Origin of the sequence: Natrialba aegyptia DSM 13077 (genome assembly GCF_000337535.1) — an archaeon.
GTDB lineage: Archaea > Halobacteriota > Halobacteria > Halobacteriales > Natrialbaceae > Natrialba > Natrialba aegyptia.
The window spans coordinates 1-19,974 of record NZ_AOIP01000058.1 but is presented as its reverse complement, the minus strand read 5'-3'; the positions used below and the strand labels follow the sequence as shown (position 1 = coordinate 19,974).

The 19,974-nt window shown below is 54.1% G+C and carries 18 protein-coding genes and 1 pseudogene; 13 read left to right on the top strand and 6 right to left on the bottom strand.

Annotated elements, in window-relative coordinates:
* Positions 1-61 precede the first annotated feature (61 nt).
* Positions 62-1,099 (top strand): SGNH/GDSL hydrolase family protein, encoded by a 1,038-nt coding sequence (locus C480_RS19975; protein WP_006667469.1) that lies wholly within the window; start codon positions 62-64, stop codon positions 1,097-1,099.
* A 19-nt stretch (positions 1,100-1,118) separates the two neighbouring features.
* Here the strand turns inward: C480_RS19975 and C480_RS19970 are convergent, their stop codons facing one another.
* Positions 1,119-2,228 (bottom strand): Gfo/Idh/MocA family protein, encoded by a 1,110-nt coding sequence (locus C480_RS19970; protein WP_006667468.1) that lies wholly within the window; start codon positions 2,226-2,228, stop codon positions 1,119-1,121.
* Positions 2,229-2,388: 160 nt separating this feature from the next.
* Here C480_RS19970 and C480_RS19965 point away from each other — a divergent pair, with 160 nt between their 5' ends.
* The 8 genes from C480_RS19965 to C480_RS19940 all read left to right on the top strand — a co-directional run bounded on the left by C480_RS19965 (position 2,389) and on the right by C480_RS19940 (position 10,620).
* Positions 2,389-3,651, top strand: coding sequence for an AGE family epimerase/isomerase (locus C480_RS19965; RefSeq protein ID WP_006667467.1), 1,263 nt, complete (start codon positions 2,389-2,391; stop codon positions 3,649-3,651).
* Positions 3,652-4,129: 478 nt separating this feature from the next.
* The gene (locus tag C480_RS19960) at positions 4,130-5,425 is read left to right on the top strand and encodes a glycoside hydrolase family 27 protein (protein ID WP_241433893.1); all 1,296 of its coding nucleotides are present in this window, start codon (positions 4,130-4,132) and stop codon (positions 5,423-5,425) included.
* A gap of 134 nt (positions 5,426-5,559) precedes the next feature.
* Positions 5,560-6,237: an IS6 family transposase gene (locus tag C480_RS19955; RefSeq protein WP_006667465.1), complete on the top strand. Its 678-nt coding sequence runs from the start codon at positions 5,560-5,562 to the stop codon at positions 6,235-6,237.
* Between the two features lie 3 nt (positions 6,238-6,240).
* Positions 6,241-6,327 carry an integrase core domain-containing protein gene (locus C480_RS23350; protein ID WP_394296357.1) on the top strand — a complete coding sequence of 29 codons (87 nt, stop codon included), beginning with the start codon at positions 6,241-6,243 and terminating at the stop codon, positions 6,325-6,327.
* A 110-nt stretch (positions 6,328-6,437) separates the two neighbouring features.
* Positions 6,438-6,761, top strand: coding sequence for an NEW3 domain-containing protein (locus C480_RS23580; protein ID WP_161607038.1), 324 nt, complete (start codon positions 6,438-6,440; stop codon positions 6,759-6,761).
* 881 nt (positions 6,762-7,642) lie between these two features.
* The gene (locus C480_RS19950) at positions 7,643-8,515 is read left to right on the top strand and encodes an SDR family NAD(P)-dependent oxidoreductase (RefSeq protein ID WP_006667464.1); all 873 of its coding nucleotides are present in this window, start codon (positions 7,643-7,645) and stop codon (positions 8,513-8,515) included.
* A gap of 90 nt (positions 8,516-8,605) precedes the next feature.
* On the top strand, positions 8,606-9,109 hold the full coding sequence (locus tag C480_RS19945) for a hypothetical protein (RefSeq protein WP_006667463.1): 504 nt from the start codon (positions 8,606-8,608) through the stop codon (positions 9,107-9,109).
* Positions 9,106-10,620: a sodium:solute symporter family transporter gene (locus C480_RS19940; RefSeq protein ID WP_006667462.1), complete on the top strand. Its 1,515-nt coding sequence runs from the start codon at positions 9,106-9,108 to the stop codon at positions 10,618-10,620. Before C480_RS19945 ends, C480_RS19940 begins: the two co-directional genes overlap by 4 nt.
* 192 nt (positions 10,621-10,812) lie before the next feature.
* On the opposite strand, the gene C480_RS19935 is transcribed toward C480_RS19940, so the two are convergent.
* The gene (locus tag C480_RS19935) at positions 10,813-11,526 is read right to left on the bottom strand and encodes a helix-turn-helix domain-containing protein (protein WP_006667461.1); all 714 of its coding nucleotides are present in this window, start codon (positions 11,524-11,526) and stop codon (positions 10,813-10,815) included.
* A gap of 231 nt (positions 11,527-11,757) precedes the next feature.
* Positions 11,758-12,642 (bottom strand): annotated as a pseudogene (locus C480_RS19930) (IS1595 family transposase).
* Between the two features lie 219 nt (positions 12,643-12,861).
* Here C480_RS19930 and C480_RS19925 point away from each other — a divergent pair.
* The 4 genes from C480_RS19925 (at position 12,862) to C480_RS19910 (ending at position 17,141) form a co-directional block, all read left to right on the top strand.
* The gene (locus tag C480_RS19925; RefSeq protein WP_241433892.1) at positions 12,862-13,707 is read left to right on the top strand and encodes a hypothetical protein; all 846 of its coding nucleotides are present in this window, start codon (positions 12,862-12,864) and stop codon (positions 13,705-13,707) included.
* Between the two features lie 12 nt (positions 13,708-13,719).
* Positions 13,720-15,432: an ABC transporter ATP-binding protein gene (locus C480_RS19920; protein WP_049904091.1), complete on the top strand. Its 1,713-nt coding sequence runs from the start codon at positions 13,720-13,722 to the stop codon at positions 15,430-15,432.
* Positions 15,432-16,247, top strand: a complete 816-nt coding sequence (locus tag C480_RS19915) for an energy-coupling factor transporter transmembrane component T family protein (RefSeq protein WP_006667457.1) — start codon at positions 15,432-15,434, stop codon at positions 16,245-16,247. The genes C480_RS19920 and C480_RS19915 overlap by 1 nt, the downstream gene beginning before the upstream one ends.
* A gap of 75 nt (positions 16,248-16,322) precedes the next feature.
* Entirely contained in the window at positions 16,323-17,141 is an 819-nt protein-coding gene (locus tag C480_RS19910) for an inositol monophosphatase family protein (protein ID WP_006667456.1), read from the top strand.
* A 21-nt stretch (positions 17,142-17,162) separates the two neighbouring features.
* On the opposite strand, the gene C480_RS19905 is transcribed toward C480_RS19910, so the two are convergent.
* The 3 genes from C480_RS19905 to C480_RS19895 form a co-directional block, all read right to left on the bottom strand.
* The gene (locus C480_RS19905) at positions 17,163-17,936 is read right to left on the bottom strand and encodes an inositol monophosphatase family protein (protein WP_049904089.1); all 774 of its coding nucleotides are present in this window, start codon (positions 17,934-17,936) and stop codon (positions 17,163-17,165) included.
* Positions 17,937-18,026: 90 nt separating this feature from the next.
* Positions 18,027-19,091, bottom strand: coding sequence for a CehA/McbA family metallohydrolase domain-containing protein (locus C480_RS22715; protein ID WP_083873446.1), 1,065 nt, complete (start codon positions 19,089-19,091; stop codon positions 18,027-18,029).
* A gap of 519 nt (positions 19,092-19,610) precedes the next feature.
* A partial coding sequence (locus tag C480_RS19895; protein ID WP_006667453.1) for a DUF5110 domain-containing protein occupies positions 19,611-19,974 on the bottom strand: 364 nt, incomplete at its 5' end.

Here is a 19,974-nt window from a genome sequence, read left to right as displayed (position 1 = left end):
TGAGCAAAAAACGCGTCCGCTAGAATTATCTAAATAACCACCTAATCGGATGCCTACCCATATGATCGATGACGAGTATCCATCCGTCAGCCTCCACAACGTCACAGCCACGACGACTGCTAACTGGACGGACGACGGACGTCAGCTTTACCGCGTGTCGGAGTCGGTCACCGCTGACGTCAACATCACGGCACGCGATCGGTACCGCCATCCAGCAGGGTGTGAACTCCGATTCGTCCCTGTGGATAGTGAAGCAACGGTGTCGGTCACACTTTCAGCGGCATCCGAAACCGTCGTTCGCCCGTTCTGGGGTGCGTTTCAAGGGTCCGAGGCGTATGAACTCGGTCCGGTTCCCAGGACGCTTGAACTTTCGATGCCAGACAACATCGATCATCTTGAGTCGGACGTTGCTGTGATGGGCGCGTTCGGTCCTCGCGTGTGTCGACTTCGGTTCGACGCATGGGCGCCGGTCGCAGTCCACGACATCTCGGGTCCATGTCGACCGCCGGACGAGACCGAACTACCGTCGCTCCAGTATCTAGCGTACGGCACGTCAATCACCGAGGGTGCATCGGCGACAGGCTGTCACCTTACGTACGTCTCGCAAGTTGCGCGCGAACTGAATGTCGACGCGTTGAATCTCGGCGTCGCCGGATCAGCGTTCTGTGAACCAGCAATTGCCGAACACGTTGCAGATCGTGACGACTGGGACATTGCCACGCTAGCACTATCTATCAACATGGTGAATAGAGGTTTCACGGTCGAGCAGTTCAGGAAACGTGTGACGGAGTTCGTGAATACCATTGCGGCGGCGACGTCCGGTCGTCCGATCGCCTGTGTCACCCTCTTTCCCTATCACGTCGATGCACTCCGAGACACCGACACTAAGCGGGCTGAAGATTTTCGAGCAGTCGTTCGACAAACGGTCGAGAGAGCCCCCAACAACGTGATGCTGATTGACGGTCCAGACGTTGCGGACGTAACTGGACTGACCACCGATCTGCTTCACCCCGGTGACGCCGGGATGAGGTCGATCGCGAGCGGAATCGCAGCGAAATTAGCAACAGCGTCAGGGAGCCGAGAACCGCGAACCCCCTGACCGAATAGTAGCCAGTCACCTAGTTATCATCGACTGCTGGTGATGACAGAGAGAGGGCACCAGAATTGACCATGGACTCCAGTGGATTGTCCGTAACGTCAAGCGGAAGATCGACGCGGCCACGGCGGCGGACGGATTCGTAGCCTGCAAACAGTATCTCAGCCGTAGTCAGGCCGGTTCGCGCGCTGATACACGGTTCTTCCCCGCTCTCTACCCCGTCGACGACTGCGTTGACCGCTCGGTCGTGAAACTGTGATCCGTAGCGGTCGTCGGCTTCGTCGTTCGTTGCGTGCATTGTCTCACCGTTCACGTCAACCGCTCGTCGATCCCCATTATAGTCGAGTTCAAGCATTGGCCCGTCCGTCTTGTCGATGCGGATAGTGCCTCCTGTCCCTCGGAGTACCATCGCGGCGTCGATGAAATCACCGCCTTCACCGGTCGAGACGACACCGTAGACGCCGTTCTCGTACCGCCACTGCGCCCACATCTGATTTTCCTGGTGCGCACCAAACCGAAGATCCTCCTCACGGTAATCGAGTCCGGCGAGTACCCATTCGGCAGCCCGGTCGTCGTTATACATTCCGGCGAGGTCGACCGTGTGAGCGCCGGTATCGAAGAAGTCGCCCCATCCGATCTCGATTCTCCGGAGTGAACCGATCTTTCCGTCGTCGAGCAGCCGTTTGGCTTCGGTGAATAGTCGTCCGAACCGACGCTGGCGGTTCAGCGTCAGCTGTACGTCGTGACGCCAACACTCTTGAGCCATCTGTCGGGCGTCCGCCCACACGTTCGCCATGGGCTTTTCACAGTGGATAGCGTCGACGACGCCGCTTTTGGCACATTCCACGACGATGTCTCTGTGTATCGCCGGCGGAACTGCGACGCTCACGATATCCGGTTTGAGCGCCGAAAGCATCTCTTCATACTCCTCGAAGGCGTTCTCGGCCGGCAATCCGAACGTGTCGGCGAACGCGAGACGGTTCTCTTCGACGATGTCCGCGCAACCAACGAGTTCACAACGGGTGTCGGATTCGAACGCTTCGCCGTGTCGATAGCCCATCGCAAACCCATCCACGGTCGGGTTGTTCGGGTCGGGACCCGTTCCGATAACTGCGACTGTGTAACTACTCATGTACGTCACTCATTGGTGGAACACCCCATAGTATATGTATTTCCCTCCTGTTTCGCGTTTTGAGTCTCGGCGAACGGATCACCGACCGGTTATCATCCGTTTAGCAGGGTAATCCGCTACCGGTATTATTATCCACCACGTAGACAATGGTCTATCCGTAATGCCAGACGTGGCCACCCTTAAAGACGAGTATCTCTCATCACTTGAGCAAACGCTGACGAACAACGTCCTCGATTTTTGGTTTCCTCGCAGCATCGACGAGGAACACGGGGGTTTTATAACTAGTTACGATGAGGACGGTGAATTCGCAGGAAACAGCAACAAGCAAGTTGTCACACAGGCACGCATGGTCTGGTTGACAGCGCGGCTCGCCCGCGAAGGGTACGGCGACGAGTATCACGAAATCGCCGACCACGGATTTGCGTTTCTGATCGATGAGATGTGGGACGAAGCCGATGGCGGCTTCGTATGGGAAGTCCAACGCGACGGAACGACGACCAAACCAAACAAACACTTGTACGGACAGTCGTTCGGCCTCTACGCGCTCTCCGAATACTACCGCGCAACCGGGAGCGACGAGGCGGCGGAGTACGCACATGAACTCGTCGATCTGATGGACGAACACGCCAAAGACGACGAACACGGAGGGTATGTTGAGTACTTCACGCCCCACTGGGAGCCTATTACGGAGGGTCAAACGTACCTCGAAAACATCGAACCGGACTGGTCACCCAAAGAGTCGGGCGACAGCGTCCTCGATCCAACGCTGAAACTGATGAACACGCACCTCCACCTCATGGAGGCATTTACGACCTATTATGAGGCGTTCGACACTAGTCGCGGGCGCGATCGCTTGCACGAACTGCTCGACATCCTCACCAACACGGTCTACCGGAAGAAGCGCGGTTTCTGTACGGACAAGTACGATCCAGATTGGTCCCCGAAACTCGACGATGAGGAGTTCCAGGTCGTTTCGTATGGACATGATCTAGAGAACGTCTGGCTCGTCATGGAGGCTACTTCCGCGCTCGGTCTCCCACAGAACCTGTACCGCGAGTTCTTCGAGACGCTATGGGACTACTCGCTCGAATACGGATATGACGAGGATCGCGGTGGATTCTACTTCTACGGTGGCTTTGACGAACCAGCGAGCTTTCGCGTCAAAGCCTGGTGGGTGCAGGCCGAGTGCATGACTAGTGCCCTACGAACCTACGAGTGTACTGGCGATGATCGGTATCTCGATGTCTTTGCCGACACATGGGAGTTCCTTGATGAGTATCAGATCGACCGCAAAGATGGCGAGTGGCATTCTGGCGTTGACGACGATCTCGATCCTGTCGGCCGCAAAGGCGCAGTCTACAAGGCGGCGTACCACAACGGCCGTGCGCTGCTCGAGTGTATTGCGACACTAAAACGCCTCTGAAGGAAGAGTCGATTGTGAGTTTCAGTTGCAGGAAACAGGTCGAAGTCGATTACGAGAAAACGTGGGCATGTGCCGCGATTGTAACGAGATCGGAGCTCCCTGATCGAAATCAGCTTGTTCAGTAGCCACGAGACAGGCTTCGCGGTGTTGATGAGAGTGTGACTCTCGTGCAACCCATCAGAATCCGAACGCATTAGGAGGATAGCATTCTTCCAACGGCTCGATGAAAACCACGAGATCCAATAGAGTGATTCCTCATCATTCTGGCGTCTATTTCATCTCCTTTGCCCCCGTCAGATGTTAGTACAAGCACGATCGACTGAATCAAGTGTTAGCACCAAACACCGACCGAAGAGATGCTGACTAAGCAGTTCCCACATCAACGAATTATTGTATGAATCCTTACCCTAGTCTTAAGTAATTAGATGTTATTGGTGATTTCGAGTGGTTACAAACACTCAAATGAAGTGATGAAAGCATGAACGAGGAAGACATAGAGGATGCTAACAATAGAGTAAAGCAAGTTGATGACAATAACTCAATTCTACCACCGATAACACGACGGTCCACGATGAAAGGGGCAGCAGCAACTGGAGCGAGTAGTTTTTTCGCGAGTTCAATGGCTACAGCCGCTGACAACACCAATCAAAGCGAGAGTTCAGACAGGACCTTGGTGGATACTCCCCCGATGGGATGGAACAGTTGGAACACGTTCTACTGTGATATTGATGCGGGATTGATCAAAGACACCGCTGATGCGATGGTTGAAAATGGGATGAAAGAAGTGGGCTACGAGTATATATGTATTGACGATTGCTGGATGGCATCCGAACGCGACGTGAATGGTAATCTTCAGCCGGATCCTGAGACATTTCCGAATGGAATCGATGCTGTGGCTGATTACGTTCACAAGAGGGGACTAAAGCTCGGGATCTATCAGTCAGCAGGGACGACAACCTGTGAAGGTCTTCCCGGCAGCCTCGGTTACGAAGAAAAGGATGCACAGTCGTTCGCTGACTGGGGAGTTGATTACCTTAAATACGATAATTGCGGAGAACATTATGGTCTATCGGCGATTGAGCGCTATACGCGAATGCACAAGGCGCTTGAAGCCACCGATCGGGATATCCTTCTCAGTATCTGTGAATGGGGAGATAACGATCCTTGGATGTGGGCCCCAGAGGCAGGTGGCAACCTTTGGCGAACAACTGGTGATATTAAACCGCTCTGGAGCGCCAAGGAGAATCTATGGGGAAACGGCATTATCGACATCATTGATCAGAACGAACCGCTTGCTGAGTACGCTGGTCCCGGTCACTGGAATGATCCAGATATGCTTGTGGTCGGCGTAGATCTTCCAGAGTATCCAAACCTAACCGAAGCGGAGGACCGAACACACTTTGGCATGTGGGCGATGATGGCTGCGCCGCTCATAGCTGGTAATGACATTCGAAATATGTCTGAGGAAACTCGCAATATCCTAACTAATTATGAACTGATCGAAATCAACCAAGATCCAGCAGGTAATCAAGCCATCCGAATTCAACGGACCACTGGTCAGGATGGTCTGTCGCGCTCAGTCTGGGCGAAAAAACTCGCAAACGGTGATCGAGCAGTAGGATTATTGAATCGTAGTGACAGGAGAACAACAATCACGACCAGTGCTCAAGAGGTCGGACTTGATGAAGCGTCATGCTACGTTGCTCGCAATCTCTGGAACGGCACTAACTGGCAGACTGCGGGTCTAATTGGTGCAACGGCACTGTCTAGTTGAGTCAGTTTGAGAAGTGAGCAGGTCGTTGAGTTTCTTGTCCAAAGATGCTCGCAGACCTGCTCAACGAGAGCTANGGCACTGTCTAGTTGAGTCAGTTTGAGAAGTGAGCAGGTCGTTGAGTTTCTTGTCCAAAGATGCTCGCAGACCTGCTCAACGAGAGCTATGCGGCGGATTTAGAAGAATCTTGGGAGAACGAGCGGACGGCGACGCCCGTCAGGGCGTTCGCCGTCCGCCTCCACGAAACAGGTTGTTCGCTTCGAGAGACAACAACGATTTTAGCTGAATTAGGCGTTGAACGCTCACATGGAGCGGTCTGGAATTGGGTACATCGGCTGGCTGACAGCGGGTGCGACCCGCCGACGGCGAAGCCGTCAAGGGTCGCGGTTGACGAGACCGCTGTCAAAATCAACGGCGAGTGGTCTTGGCTATATGCTGCAATAGACACCGAGACGAAGCTGATTCTCGATGTCGCGTTGTTTGGTCGGCATGGCACCGATCCGGCAGCTGCGTTTCTGCATCGACTCGACGAGAAATACGATCTCTCCGACACCGTATTTCTCGTCGATCAGTTCGGGTATCGGACTGCCCTTGCTCGGTTAGGATTGAGCGGTCGGGTCAACTACACCGAGCGAAACCTCATCGAAAAGTGGTTTCACACTCTCAAAATGCGGATCGACCGCTTCCACAACTCGTGGGTGGGCAGTCGGTCGAGCGCACGCGAATGGTTTGAACAATTCATGCACTACTACAATCGCCAGAGACCGCATCAAGCTCTCGACGGAAAGACGCCGATCGAGGAGGTGCAGAACTAGACAGTGCCGNAATTCATGCACTACTACAATCGCCAGAGACCGCATCAAGCTCTCGACGGAAAGACGCCGATCGAGGAGGTGCAGAACTAGACAGTGCCGGTGCAACGGTTCCACCACATGGTCTCGCAGTATTCCGTGTCAGTGGTGGCAGCTCGGATAATAACAAACCACTCTCAATATTGTCACTTAGTGCGGATGAGGTGACCGTTGCGCCAGGTGAGTCTCTCTCCCAAACAGTTCGATTCACTAATTATTCACCGATAGCTGTCAATAATGTACGTATTGTCTTTAATTTGCCGGATGAATGGAAATCCGAATCTACCTCAACAACATTCAACGATATTGCAGCCGGGCCAGCAGGTTTGGGTGCATCTGATTCTCAAAACGATGCCAAAACTGAGTGGATGGTCCGTCCTCCAAGAGATGTAATGCCCCAGGAATACGAACTTGGGGTCACCGCAGAATACGCAGATAGAATGTCTATTGAGGAATCATTCACTGTAAACATCGAATATCAATCATAAGTGACTATGTGAATCGATCAAGCTTGTAGTAACCAACAGACTAGTTCATATCACCTGAAGTATAACTAGCAAGAAGTTAGTTATCATGTTGGGAAACGCACCGAATTTTATCAAGTCCTCTTTGTCAAGACCCTTGCATTCGGCACTGGTGAATCACCATGCTGCGTCGAGTTTGGATGTCATTGTGAAAACGATCAACCGCCTCATTATCACCGAATCCGTCGAGGTTATAGTCGGAATTTTCCAGAGTAACATTTTGACCGGCGTAGTTCCTCACCGAAGGTTGCCGCAGCCTAGTGATTCGCCAGACCCCTGTATTTTCATCCATGAGATATTATGAGTCAATTAATTTCACAGTGGGAATATGATCAGCATTCCTCTCGGATGCTTATATTATGGGGTTGAGCCCTATCTCGACCTTGCCGAGACAGTCCCCAGCGACACATCCAACAATATCGATGAAACCCGTTGTACTGTATTTGAGCTCTACATCCAGAACCCATTCTGAGCTGGATGGGTAGTATTCACCAGTTCTTGTTTGATTCAGCAAGACTTCAACGAGCCCAACACTTTATCACTCACTCGAGCAACCGTGCAATTTATGTTAGCATCCTCTAGGGAGACGACAGCTTACGCAAAACGTACGATTCGAGATCCGGTGTTCCAGTTTCGAATGCATCGACAACGAGAAGCTTTCAGTGTACTCGTTCGTCGTAATATCGGTATTACTGGTACTGGTCGGGGGCTTACGTTGGTGTTTTCGCTGACGATTGACTGTTTATCGACGGGTACGCCCGATAGCCATCAAAACCGCAAGCCGGCGGCGATGATTACATATCAACCTTCAGTTTGAACCCGATACCGACCGTCTTTCTAGCCACATGAGCGGGGAATCCGACACTCACAATAGTATCGAACCACCCGAGCTTACCGCCGATTTAATCCATCGCATCGACGATCCGCGGTTTACCAGCGAAAACGTGGCGATTGTGACTGGCGCAGCGTCGGGGATCGGTCGTGCGACGGCGCTCGTCTTGGCGGCAAATGGCTTGACGACGATCGCAACCGATGTTGACGAGAGTGGTCTCCACGAGACGGCCGAAAAAGCGGACGGCCTCGCAGTCGAGGGCGACCTCGAGACGGTCGCCTGTGATCTGACTGACGATACCGAGATCGAGGCACTCGTCGAGACGGCCGCCGATGCGGGACAGCTTCGGTACGTCGCGAATATCGCTGGCATACAGCACATCTCGCCGATCGCGTCGTTCCCGATGGAGACGTTCGACTCGCTCTACCAGGTGATGCTCCGTGCACCGATGTATCTCACGAAACTGGCGCTTCCACACATCCGCGAGGCCGAAGATAGCGTCGGTGCCATCGCCAACATGGCGTCTGTCCACGGTCACTACGTGACCCGCGATAAGGTCGCCTACAACACGATGAAATTCGGCCTTCGAGGACTTACTAGGTCGACTGCGGCTGAAGGTGACGGAGATATCCGCGCGTTCACGGTCAGCACGGGCTACGTCAAGACACCGCTCGTACTGGACCAGATTGTGGATACGGCCGAAGAACGCGGGATTACCGAGCGAGAGGTCGTCGAGGACGTGATGCTCGGGCAGGCGCGGGCCGCCGAGATGATGGAACCGGTCGAGGCGGGCAACCTGTTCGCTTTCGGGCTCTCACGCCACGGCAAACACCTTAACGGCGGTGACTTGCTCTGGGACGGCGGTTTCGTGAACACGTACGAGTGATGCACACATGGACTATACAACTCGGCTATCACGGTGCGAAGTGGAACGGGAGAATCGAAGCTGCGGGTCGACCGTTGAGGGGGCAAGCGCATGTTAGACGGCGAGTTCAACGTGGAGGGAGTAACCTCGGAACTGATGCTCGCAAGCGGCGTTCTATGGGCTGCCGTGCTCGGACTCGGGCTGGCCGGCTATTGGTTCGTCGCCCTGCTGGTCTCGGTGTTTCTCTTTCATCCGTGGTTCATCATCGGCGCGAGTTCAAACGGGACGATTTCGACGAAGTTGCTCGTCTATCCCCTCGGAATATGGACTGTCCTCCAGCTATCGGCGTTCGTCCTGACCGAGTACTACTCGAACGCGTTCGCAGGCGGCTCACCGGCGTTTCTGGTCACCGGCATGCATCCGTCCTTCGCCGCCGTCTACTGGCTCTACTGGGTCGGTGGGTTCATGACGATCACCCTCGGCTACGGGATTTACTTTCGCAAACACTTCCTGCCGGAAGGGGAGTGGGACCGGTTCCTCGAGGAAGTCGAACGGGTGAACGCGGAGAGCGAGAGACGGGAAGCCGACGAGGCTGTGGAGGTGCGTAATCGATGATCGATTTGCTCGTCCCCGGCTTCGTCGCGTTGTTTATCCTCTCGGTGTTCGCCGTCGGTCTCTACAGCAAGCGCCTGATCGACTCCTCCGACGAGTTTTATGGCGCGACGAAGATGTTCGGTGCGGCGGTCATCACCCTGGCGAGTATGTCCGGGGTTATGAGCGCCTTCGGATTTATCGGCGGTCCGGGGCTCGTCTACCAGATGGGGACGTCCTCGCTGTGGATGACCTTCGCCAGCGGCCTCGGGTTCGCAATGGCCTACTGGATCGTCGGGAAGCGCGTCCGCGGGATGGCCGATATCGCCGACATCGGCACGCTCGGGGACATCGCCGACGAGCGATTCAACAGCGGCGCGATCCGCGGGATACTCGCAGTGATTCTCTTTATCGCGTGTTGGGCGTACCTCGCCTCGCAGGTCGCTGGCGGCGGCTACGTCCTCTCGGTGATCCTCGGTATCCCGATGGAAACCGCCGTCTGGCTCGTGTTCGGCCTGATCATCGTCTACGTTGCCGTCGGTGGCATGGCGTCGGCCCAGCTTGCGGGCGCGTACACGGGCGCGGTGATGCTCGTGGGCGTCGTCGGCGTCGTCGTCGGGTTCTTCCAGATCGCCGGCGGGATGGAAAACACGACGATGACTGTCGTCGAGGCCGGCGAACTCACCGGCGCAGATGTGACGAAGGCGTTTGCTCCCCAGATGCTTGACGGCTGGGGACTCGCTGAAGAGTCTGCACCTGGCCTGCTGTTAATCTGGCCGGTCGTCTTCAGTATCGGCGTCATGGGACAGCCACAGGTCCTCCAACGAATGTTCTCGATCGACGATCCGAAGGGGCTGCGAACCGTCGGCCTCGTCAGCGGTGTCACCTATGCTGTGGGGAGCATCCTCTGGTTGCTCATCGGCTTCGTTGCACTTTACCTGGTTGCGTCCGGAAGCGTCGAACCGCTCACAGACCCCGACATGGCCGCCTTCGAGTTCGTCGATCGGTTGCACATTGTCTTACAGATGGTCATTTACGCGGGGCTGGTCGCTGCGATCATGTCCACCGCGGCGTTTTTCCTCTCGGTCGCCTCCGGCGCGATCGCCCGTGACTTCGTGCGGGCGATGAGCTGGGAGGTTTCCGAACAGCGGGAAACGTGGTTGGGACGGTCGGCGGTCCTCGTCGTCGGCATCGGTTCGGTGATCTTCGGCCTGTACGGCGGCCACCTTGTCGCGATCCTCGGAACATTCGGCTGGGGCACGTTCGTTAGCGGGACGATCCCTGCTGTGGTCGTCGGGCTGCTCTGGAAAGGCGCGAGTAGAGAGGGAGTCACTGCTGGACTTGCCGCGTCGCTCTTCCTCAACGTCACGCTGCTGGCTGCGACACAGCTCGGGTACGCGTTCCCGATCGGGATGGACTTTTACTTCATCGCAATCTCCGTTTCGATCGCCGTGACGATCTTCGTCTCGTATCTGACCGAAGGGGCCAGCGGCGAGAACGTCCCAGAACACGTTAAACCGATCTTCAAACTCTAACGGAGGTGAGAGATATGGAACTCTGGCTCGTTGGCTTCGTCGCGATGATGGTGATCAACCTGATCGTTCTCTTCTTGAAAATATAGGCGGGCCCCGCTGACTTCTGCATGAAGAGTTCGATGGGAACGATCCGATCACTCCTCGGAGCATCTACGGGTTTCTACTGCTCCTGAGCGGTCGACACGTCACCCTTTAATCCCATCGTTCGTCCTCTAACTCCATTTGGGCTTCGACGTCGTTCATCACGCGAACAACCCGGCGGAGGACCTTTCGTTGGCTCCGACGAAGGTTCTTCGAGGCACCCATCTTCGAGATGTCGAACTCCCCAGCCACGTCGTCTAGGGTCGCTCCCCGCGGCGTCGAAAAATAGCCCTTCTCGACTGCAGCCTCGAGCGTATCGCGCTCCCTGTCCGTCAGATTCTGGAGCGCCCGAAGCATCGAACCGACGGATTCGACGTTCTGAAGGATATCGAAGAAGTCATCGATGTGGATCGAATCGTTACCCTTGATCGTGAACTCGTTCGAAGCATCGAGTTCTGAGAGCGCGTCTTCTGCCGACTTCGATCTATCGAAGCCGACGTTCCAGATCTCACTGCCATTTCGAATCACGAACGGGCCGGTCACGTAACCGGCGTTCTCACGGATCGTTTGCATGGCGTCAGTTTCACCGATCCGCGAGCGGACGAGCGCCGTATTCTGTTTCCGAGACAGGAGTTCGTACCCCCGAAGCATCTCGTAGCCGTTGAGCGTCTCGAGTGCGCCGTGTAACTCTTCCGGGCTCTCCCCGACCACGAGCAACCGTGTCTCGAGCGTCCGATCCGCCTGGTTGAAATCCCAGTGTTGGGTGTGAAAGGCGACATCGTGTTCTCGAGTGGTCCGAATGTACGGACAATCGTACTGGACCATGTCAAGCTTTAGCGCATTCATCTTGCAGAACTCTTGTATTCCAGTCGTATAGCGTTTTGTGAACTATCCGACCTACTCACTCGATTGCGCTCGCGAGCAGTACTTGTCGGTGGCCGATTCGACCAGTCGGACGTACGAGTTAGGTTAACTAATCAGCCTAATTAATCAGGCTAACTAATCAACGTACTCTACAGTTTTTCAACGGCGCTCTTGTGTAGCACTTTGTTGATTTCACAGCGTAGCTTTGACAGCGTTTTTGAGAGCTTCTCTCCCTGGTTTCCGTAGTAACTTTCGTCGAAGTTGGAACACTCAGAGATACTGTGTGAGCCTGTCTTTTGAGATGCCTCGATGAGGCGAGAGCCACGGTCGCAGCAGCGATCCGTGGCTCTCGCAGGTGTTGACGTGAACGTCTTCGTCGGCGTATTCGCCGTCGCCATGGACGACGTATTCGCGGTCGAATGCGTCGTCCTCGGCCAGCGGATCGTAGGCACAAAATCCGTCCGTGTAGATGGTTAGTGGCTCCTTCTCGCAAACCGCGAGAAGGAGCCGAATCGTCGATTCATCGACGGATTTCGCTGGGATCGCGTACCGATTGCCGGTACCACGATCGACGATCGTGAACACTGGCGGTTTGTCTTGGTCGTACAATCCTCGCCCACGCGTGGACAGGCCACGCAAGCGCGACTCTTGGTCGCGCTCGCGGCCTTTCAACCCTGCAGAAACGTAGACCTCGTCGATTTCGACCGGCCTGACGAGGTCAAGTGACGGTGCGTCGAGCGCCTTTGTGAAGCGCTCGACGCGCTGGGAGATCGTTTTGTACTGACCATCGATCTCTAGCTGAAGTTGGCGAAAACTCGTGTTAAACCGGAGAAACGCATAAATCGAGAACAGCCACTTCCTGAGCACAACCTTCGAATGGGCAAAAATCGTGCCGGTCTTATCGTTGGACGTGCGGTCACAATTCTTACATAGATAGCGCTGAAAGTACCCATAGCTGCCGTTCTGACCTGACGGTCAAGAACGGCAGCGAGGGCAAGTAACACCGTTACGCCAGCGAACCTGCTGTAACAGGTCCGCTGCGACCGATTCCGACCCAAACATATCTAGCGGAATCATGCCTAACGGACACCGCTGATGCGGTGTCCTTGCTCTCTTCGATTCCACAGTGACAGCTGAGCAGTATCAACAATCTCCTACAGAAGAGCGTTTACGGATTGACTGCCACGTCGAAAGACCCCCATCCTATTTAGAGATCTATGTATCTCTATCTCAAGATATATAGATAATAGCAAACTTCAAACCGATATCAGCCAACGACCGATCTGTATGTCGGAGATGGCTACAGAGAATACGAGCTGGTTCAGCTTTGGTCAACGGGATATGACGGTGTTCATTTTCGTCATGTCCCTCAGTGGACTACAATACGCAATAACAGAGGTATTACCCGAATTCGACGTCGGACCGTTGGAACTAGGTGTTGGTGATTTCATCTTTATACCGATCGTGCTGGTGTTGCTGTTTCGAACCTTCTGGGCTGCACTGGCGGTTCCGATGGGGGAAGTTGTCTTCGAAGACATTCTGTTGGGCGACTTCAACGGGCTCGGAGTAATGGAAGATTTGCTTCTCGTTTCGACATGTTTCTTTTTCGCGGCACTGCTGTTCCAAGACCCGAAAAACCGCCGTCAACTCGCTGCAGTCGTTCTCATTGCTGAGGGTCTCAACGAGTTCATCGCCATGTTCGTCGATATCGGAAAGGTGTACATCGGCGTTGAAGAACTAGAAGCAGTGCCGGGACTCCCCGAGAGCATACTCGTTCTCGAGGGTGTCGACTTTATCACGCAGATGGTGATTACGGGAATCATCTTTGGGGTTATTCCGGCACTCTATCTCTATCCAAAACTCCACGGAAAGATTGAGCCGCTGATGGGGATGGAACCATACAATGGGACGCGGGGTGCGTCCATGTTACGTGGCTTCTCGTGGAAGGCAGCGCTGTCAGTACTGATTGCGTTCCCCCTTGCGTTCGGATTCGCGGCGGCTGAGGAATCCGGCTTCGGGCTGAACATCGTGTGGGAACCTGAATTCCTAGACGCGTACGGTGAGACGTTTATTGCGGCCCCAATCATTGTGGCCGCTCTCGTCGCGGTCGTCCTCTGGCAGCGTGCAAAACATTCCACGTAAACAGGTGTGAAAATGGCAAATACAGCTATCGACGTGTCGGATGTCACCTTCCGATATCCAGGGGTTGACGATCCGATATTAGAGAATGCGGATTTGCGTATCGAGCGTGGCGAGTTTATCGCTATCCTGGGAGGAAACGGGAGCGGGAAGACAACGCTGTGTAAAACGTTCAATGGACTCGTTCCGAACTTCTTCGAGGGCGATTTCGACGGTCGAGTACGTGTCGCCGGGCAGAATACCCGTGATGCGTCCGTTGCAGACCTCTCCCGTGATGTCGGCTACGTGTTTCAGGAGTTCGAAAATCAGCTCGTAACGCCGACCGTCTACGACGAAATGACATTCGGACCGGTCAATTACGGGCAAGACGATTACCGCGAACGGGCACTCAACACGCTCTCTCAGTTAGACATCGAAACGGTCGATGGCCGGTTCATATGGGAGTTGAGCGGTGGTCAGCAGCACCTGGTTGCCCTCGGTGCAGCATTGACGATGGATCCGGACATCCTCGTTGTCGACGAACCGGCAGCACAACTTGATCCCGTTCGTGCACACAAAACGTACGAACGGTTACAGACGCTAAACGAGAACGGAATAACGATCGTGACGATCGAGCACCATACCGAATTCATCGCCGAGTACTGCGATACCGTCGCACTGGTTGCTGACGGCACCGTCAAATGGAAGCGACCGACTCACGAGGGACTCAATCGAATCGAAGAGCTACGAGAGCACCGTATTCAACCACCCCAAGTAACTCAAGTTGCCCGAAAGATCGAGAAGGGAGGGAGTTTACCGACGACATACGCCGATGCGATCAATCGGTACCGATCGTTCGAGCACGAAACAGGTCAAATAGACGACCACGAAATTGCTCGAGAGCAATCGAGAGATGAGCCAATCATCTCTTTCCGGCACGTCGATCACGGGTATACGACGCTTCGCGATGGAGATGTGCAAGTACTCGAAGACTTTTCGTTGGACCTCTTTCCAGACGAACGGATCGCTCTCGTCGGTGCGAATGGTGCCGGGAAATCGACGTTGTTACGGTTGATTACCGGTATCGAGAAGCCCAATGCTGGGCGCATAACTATCAACGAAACCGACACCGAGGATGTCCTTCCGGAAAAACTGGCAGCAGACATCACCTACGTCGATCAGAATCCGGAGGACATGTTCATTCAGGACTCGGTCCGAGGAGACATTTCCTATTATTTACGAGAACGTGACGCAGCGGACGTCGAGGAACGGGTTGATGAGGTGATCGAGTTTCTGGATCTCGAACAGCTACAGGACCGTGACGGCCGATTACTGAGTGTTGGCGAACAGCGTCGCGCATCGCTCGGGATCGGGCTAGCGACAGATCCATCGATCGTGTTGTTCGACGAACCGACCGGGAGTCTCGATCTAGCAAGTCGCCGTGAAGTCGAACAGACGATAAACCGCGCTGAAAACCGCGTAGAGACGGTTATCATTGCCACACACGACCTCGAACTGGTCGCCGAATGGGCGACGCGGGTGATCGTTTTGAACGATGGTGCCGTCGAAACGGACGGGACGCTGAGAGATGTATTTCCCAACCTCGACCTTCTCGAACGGTGTAATCTGCGGGCACCGCAAGTCGTTCGACTGAGCGACGATCTCGATATCTCACCGCCTGCGATGACCGTCTCTGAGTTGGCCGATAGACTCTCCAGGCGCTCACCGGAACTCAAGGGGGTCAACTAATGAGCTACCAAGAAGAGTTCCGTAATGCACTGTCGATCGAGTCGTTGAAGCAGGATTTGCTCCGCACTGCGTACGACAACGAGGGAACGATCTTCAATCGGCTCGATCCTCGCGTGCTACTCACGTGGTACGCCGCATTCCTCGTCATTCCATGGTTGTTTTACGATATGCGGATTCTCGGTGGACTGCTCACATTTGTTTCCGTCCTCGCGGTAGTGTCCCGGGTCAGCAAGTACCTCATCGCGCTACTTGCGTTCGGCGTCATCACGAACGTACTCTTGTATGCGTTCGTAACAGTGCTGATGGGCGGGAGTTTCGTACAGAGTGCGATGGCGCTGGTCCCATACACGACGAAACTGACGATCATCTCGGTGACGTCAATTGCCGTGTTCTCCGGGATGTCTCCGAAGAACATCAGCCGCGCATTCATGAGCATTGGTATTCCACGCCAGTTCACGTTCGCGATCAGTTACGGATACCGGATGTTGCCTGTTCTCATCGAGGAGTACCACGAGACGGTGAACGTCTACCGGCTTCGAAGCCGTGCACCGGAATCTCCCGGGCGTTTCAAATGGCGATATTACGTGTACCTGATCCGACTCTCGATTAGGGCGTTCTATCCGATGATCTTCGACGTTGCAAAACGAAGTCGCGTGACGGTCGAAGCACTCGAAACGAGAGGATTCTCTCATTCGTTAGAGAACGATAAAAGCCGTGAGTTGCAGTTAGGTGACCTTCGCGTCGGCCAGTTTGACGTTCTCTTCATGGGTGGCTCATTGATCGTCATTGTAGGTATTATTCTTCCGTTCGTGTAGTCGTTCGTCATATTTTGTCAATTCAATTGCTTCCAGTAGAATCGGAACGCAGACACCAGAAATCGAACATAATACATGAGAACTGCATTCGACGAATTCCTAACGACAGCGAAGACAGCAGCGACGGAGGCAAGTACGCTACTCCGAGCGAACTTTCAGTCCACCTACGACATTACGCAGAAACAGGAGGGGACGCTAGTAACGGAGGTTGACCTCCGTGCCGAGCAAACGATTCGTTCGATTATCATGGAGGCCCACCCGGAGCACGCGATTATTAGCGAAGAGGCTGAGCGAGATGGATCCGCGCGATTCACGTGGGTCGTCGATCCGCTCGATGGGACCGCAAATTACGTTACCGGTTTCGAACATTATTGCGTGTCAATCGCGTTGCTGGACAAGGGAGAACCGATCGTCGGTGTCGTTGTCCATCCCCAACGCGAGGATACGTACACGGCGGTCGCGGGTGGTGGAACTCGACGGAACGGACGACGAATATCCGTGTCGTCGGTTGACTCACTTCCGGAGAGTACTGTGCTATTCGGAATTTCGCCGCCGATCGTCCATGACAGCCGGCTACGTCGGTTGTATCAGCACCTCTTTCCCCCCGAGCGATCGCAGGGACTTCGCCAACTCGGAGCCGGTGCGTGCGATCTTTCATTTGTTGCGAACGGAACGTTCGAGTGTTTTCTAGACAAGTATACATCACCCTGGGACGTTGCTGCGGGAAGTTTGCTCGTCAAGGAAGCCGGTGGCAAGGTAACCGATTGGAACGGATCGACGGTGAATTTCATGGCCGAGGAGCGGGAAGTCAGCATTATCGCCTCGAACGGACGCGTTCACGGGGAGCTGCGTCAACTCTATCGAAACGAAGCGACGAGCCTCGATACAAACTGAATCGCCGTTTCGGGACGCTACTCAATCACCCTGATTGCTCGAAGAGATAAGTGAGACAGCTTCCTGATGAATTTGCGGATTCGACGCAAGGACCATCTCGCGGTTACTACTGTCCAGTTGCTCAATCCGGGTGACTTTCCCGCCAGCCTCCTCAATGATCTGTATCCCCGCGGCCGTGTCCCATACGCTGAGCACCCGCTCGAAGAAAATGTCGAACTTCCCGTTGGCAACCATTGCAAGCTCAGCAGCGGCGGATCCGAACCGCCTTACCCCTTGAGTCTGGTCAAGCAGTGAACGGAACTGGTTGAAGTTTTGTGACTTGATCGTCGTTGGATCGAACCCCGTAACCACTAATGCATCCGAGAGTGTGGTTGTCTCCGAAACCGAAATAGGGCGACCGTTCAGGTACGCCCCCTGTCCCTCGATAGCTGTAAATAGCTTATCCGAAGGAATATGATAGACGACGCTTACGTCTGCTGTCCCCGCACCCTCGAACGCGATCGACACGGAATAGTGAGGAATACCGTTGAGATAGTTAACCCGTCCGTCCAGCGGATCAACGATCCATCGCGGTTTCGTTGCGAACTCCGGATAGCTTTCCTCTGAAATCACGTTGTGTTCGGGAAAGTGACGCTCGAGTTCGTTTAAAATAGCTTTTTCAGTGGCTAGATCACAGGTTCTATCCGTTTCTTGGCCTGCTACGCGATTGGTGTGATGCTCGTCCCAAAATGCAAGCGCTTCAGCACTGCGACGGGCAGCTAACAGCGCAGCCCAAAGGTGTGGATGCCGATCCATACGGTTTGTGCCCAGTTAACCGCCTATTCGTTTGCTATGTGTGCTATGTGGACCTATATACCACTCCAGTTATTCGGTCTATGTTCTCGCTCAGATTGGATAGAACGGTTGAGTACAGCTAACGGCCCGCCCGTCTCCGTGAACTTCTGCTCGGACGTACGTCCGATCGACGAGTTGATCATTCAGAACCGTTTCTCCGGTTGCAACGACTTCACCATCCGCGATCCATTCTATTCCCACTGCGTCGGGGGCGTCAACGGAAATTGCCTCGTCTGTCACGTCGATTGAGTGTATGAACGGCGCGTGATGATCCCCGTTGTGCTGAACGTAAAACTGGCCCTCAGTCAATGCCTCCCGGACGGCATCCTTTGAATGAGTAGGCAAGAGCAAGACGTTCCGTGACCGGTTGAACCGTTTGCCGTCCCGTGGTCGGGCACGGCCGTGATAGTCATCGCCGGCGAATGCCCAGATCGGTCGATCGGGTCCGAAGTGCATGAGCAATCGATCCCAAAGTGCGCGACTCGGGTATCGGTCGTTCGCATTGAAGATCTCCAGTCCAAGGAGGATATCAGCGGCTTCGAATACCGATACGTATTGTCCGTAATTGGATGCATCGTTATATTTCGAAGGGTGTGGAAGAATCGCTAATCCATCCTGGTCCGCGATACGATCAAGTAGTGTGGTCATTGATGCTTGCTGTCCGTGTCCGATATCCGTGTCTAGTCCAATTACATCGTGAAGCGAACCGTGGTGCAATGCCCGTAATTCGGTACCTGAGAGTGTTATTACACCCAATTCTGCCGGATCGATACCCCACTTCGTCCAAGGCCAACTCGTTTGATCGAGCCGCTCAGGCATCTCTTCATAGGAAACGTCTTTGTACTTCGATCGTTCTACATAGTATTCGTGCTCTGTTAGCGAGAAAACGGTATATCCTATATTTCTATATTTCTTCAATAATGTTCTCGGCGAGGATGCTGGCGAAAGGTTGTTTTTCCCGAGAGCATCGATCGGAATCGTTTCTGCATCGATACCCGGTTCGTGAATGCACGTGTCGTCGCGTATCGTGTTTCTTGGTTCGTGTGTGTGCAACTGTGTTAGATGTTGTTCGTAATCATCCCACTCTACTCCATTATACGGGTGGAATTTTTCCATAGATATCCAGAAGGCACCGCTGTTAAAAATGTTCTGAAATAAGATATGAAAATAGTGTCATTTTACAATCATTGGAAATATTGCCCTCATATGGGCTTTAACGTGCCTTTTGCTCAACGGTTACTCAGGGATCCACAATCAGCACGTAATCAATACGGGTTCTGAAAGACCCCCTCTCTCCATAGACAAATAGTGGCGCTAATAGAGATATTATCTTGTACTGGTCGACTGGTATGTAGCAGTGACCGGTGGTTCATTCCAGGTATGCTAAAGATGCCTTGCGAACTCGAACGCAATATCCGACAGGTCCACAGACCTCCGAGGAGTTTGCGGCGTTTCCTCTGCTCGAATTTGAGCAAACCAGTCGATCGAAGACCGACGAGACGGTACGACTCAATCAAACTCGGTCTGTCGCTCACCGACGCTAAAAACCATCCTTGAAACTGCGCTATAACTAACAAATAACCCCCGTCACAAGCGCAATAAAAATATTGTGACCTGATTCTCGTCAGAGTACGCTTACCGACCGCGTCCAGAGTTGCCACCGCCGTTGAAGAACAGTTTAACGTCTTGTTCTTCATCTACAGGGATGTGGACCAGCACTGCGTCTGCGTCAGCATCATAGGCGAAGGATGCAGGGATATCCTTCACCTCATCAGCGTTGACCTCCTCATACTTCGTAGAGGCAGCCTGAACTTTCCGAGGGGCCTCTGAAAGATCGAGGTTTAGCAGGTACGACGAGAGTTCCGAATCGTCGTAGTTCTGCACATCGAGTTCACGTTCAAAGGTGACGACACCGCCGTTGTTCTCCGAGACAGAGAAGTGAGTGACGTTGTACTCCCCGTCTTCGAAGGCGCGAGTCTCGCCGTCGTCCTCGTAGAAG

Bases quoted from the DNA above. Each gene is read 5' to 3' on its own strand.
- C480_RS19960 (WP_241433893.1), top strand. From the start codon at position 4,130: ATGAACGAGGAAGACATAGAGGATGCTAACAATAGAGTAAAGCAAGTT.
- C480_RS19970 (WP_006667468.1), bottom strand. From the start codon at position 2,228: ATGAGTAGTTACACAGTCGCAGTTATCGGAACGGGTCCCGACCCGAAC.
- C480_RS19950 (WP_006667464.1), top strand. From the start codon at position 7,643: ATGAGCGGGGAATCCGACACTCACAATAGTATCGAACCACCCGAGCTT.
- C480_RS19975 (WP_006667469.1), top strand. From the start codon at position 62: ATGATCGATGACGAGTATCCATCCGTCAGCCTCCACAACGTCACAGCC.
- C480_RS19910 (WP_006667456.1), top strand. From the start codon at position 16,323: ATGAGAACTGCATTCGACGAATTCCTAACGACAGCGAAGACAGCAGCG.
- C480_RS22715 (WP_083873446.1), bottom strand. From the start codon at position 19,091: ATGGAAAAATTCCACCCGTATAATGGAGTAGAGTGGGATGATTACGAA.
- C480_RS19905 (WP_049904089.1), bottom strand. From the start codon at position 17,936: ATGGATCGGCATCCACACCTTTGGGCTGCGCTGTTAGCTGCCCGTCGC.
- C480_RS19925 (WP_241433892.1), top strand. From the start codon at position 12,862: ATGGCTACAGAGAATACGAGCTGGTTCAGCTTTGGTCAACGGGATATG.
- C480_RS19945 (WP_006667463.1), top strand. From the start codon at position 8,606: ATGTTAGACGGCGAGTTCAACGTGGAGGGAGTAACCTCGGAACTGATG.
- C480_RS19955 (WP_006667465.1), top strand. From the start codon at position 5,560: ATGCTCGCAGACCTGCTCAACGAGAGCTATGCGGCGGATTTAGAAGAA.
- C480_RS19940 (WP_006667462.1), top strand. From the start codon at position 9,106: ATGATCGATTTGCTCGTCCCCGGCTTCGTCGCGTTGTTTATCCTCTCG.
- C480_RS19920 (WP_049904091.1), top strand. From the start codon at position 13,720: ATGGCAAATACAGCTATCGACGTGTCGGATGTCACCTTCCGATATCCA.
- C480_RS19915 (WP_006667457.1), top strand. From the start codon at position 15,432: ATGAGCTACCAAGAAGAGTTCCGTAATGCACTGTCGATCGAGTCGTTG.
- C480_RS19965 (WP_006667467.1), top strand. From the start codon at position 2,389: ATGCCAGACGTGGCCACCCTTAAAGACGAGTATCTCTCATCACTTGAG.
- C480_RS19935 (WP_006667461.1), bottom strand. From the start codon at position 11,526: ATGGTCCAGTACGATTGTCCGTACATTCGGACCACTCGAGAACACGAT.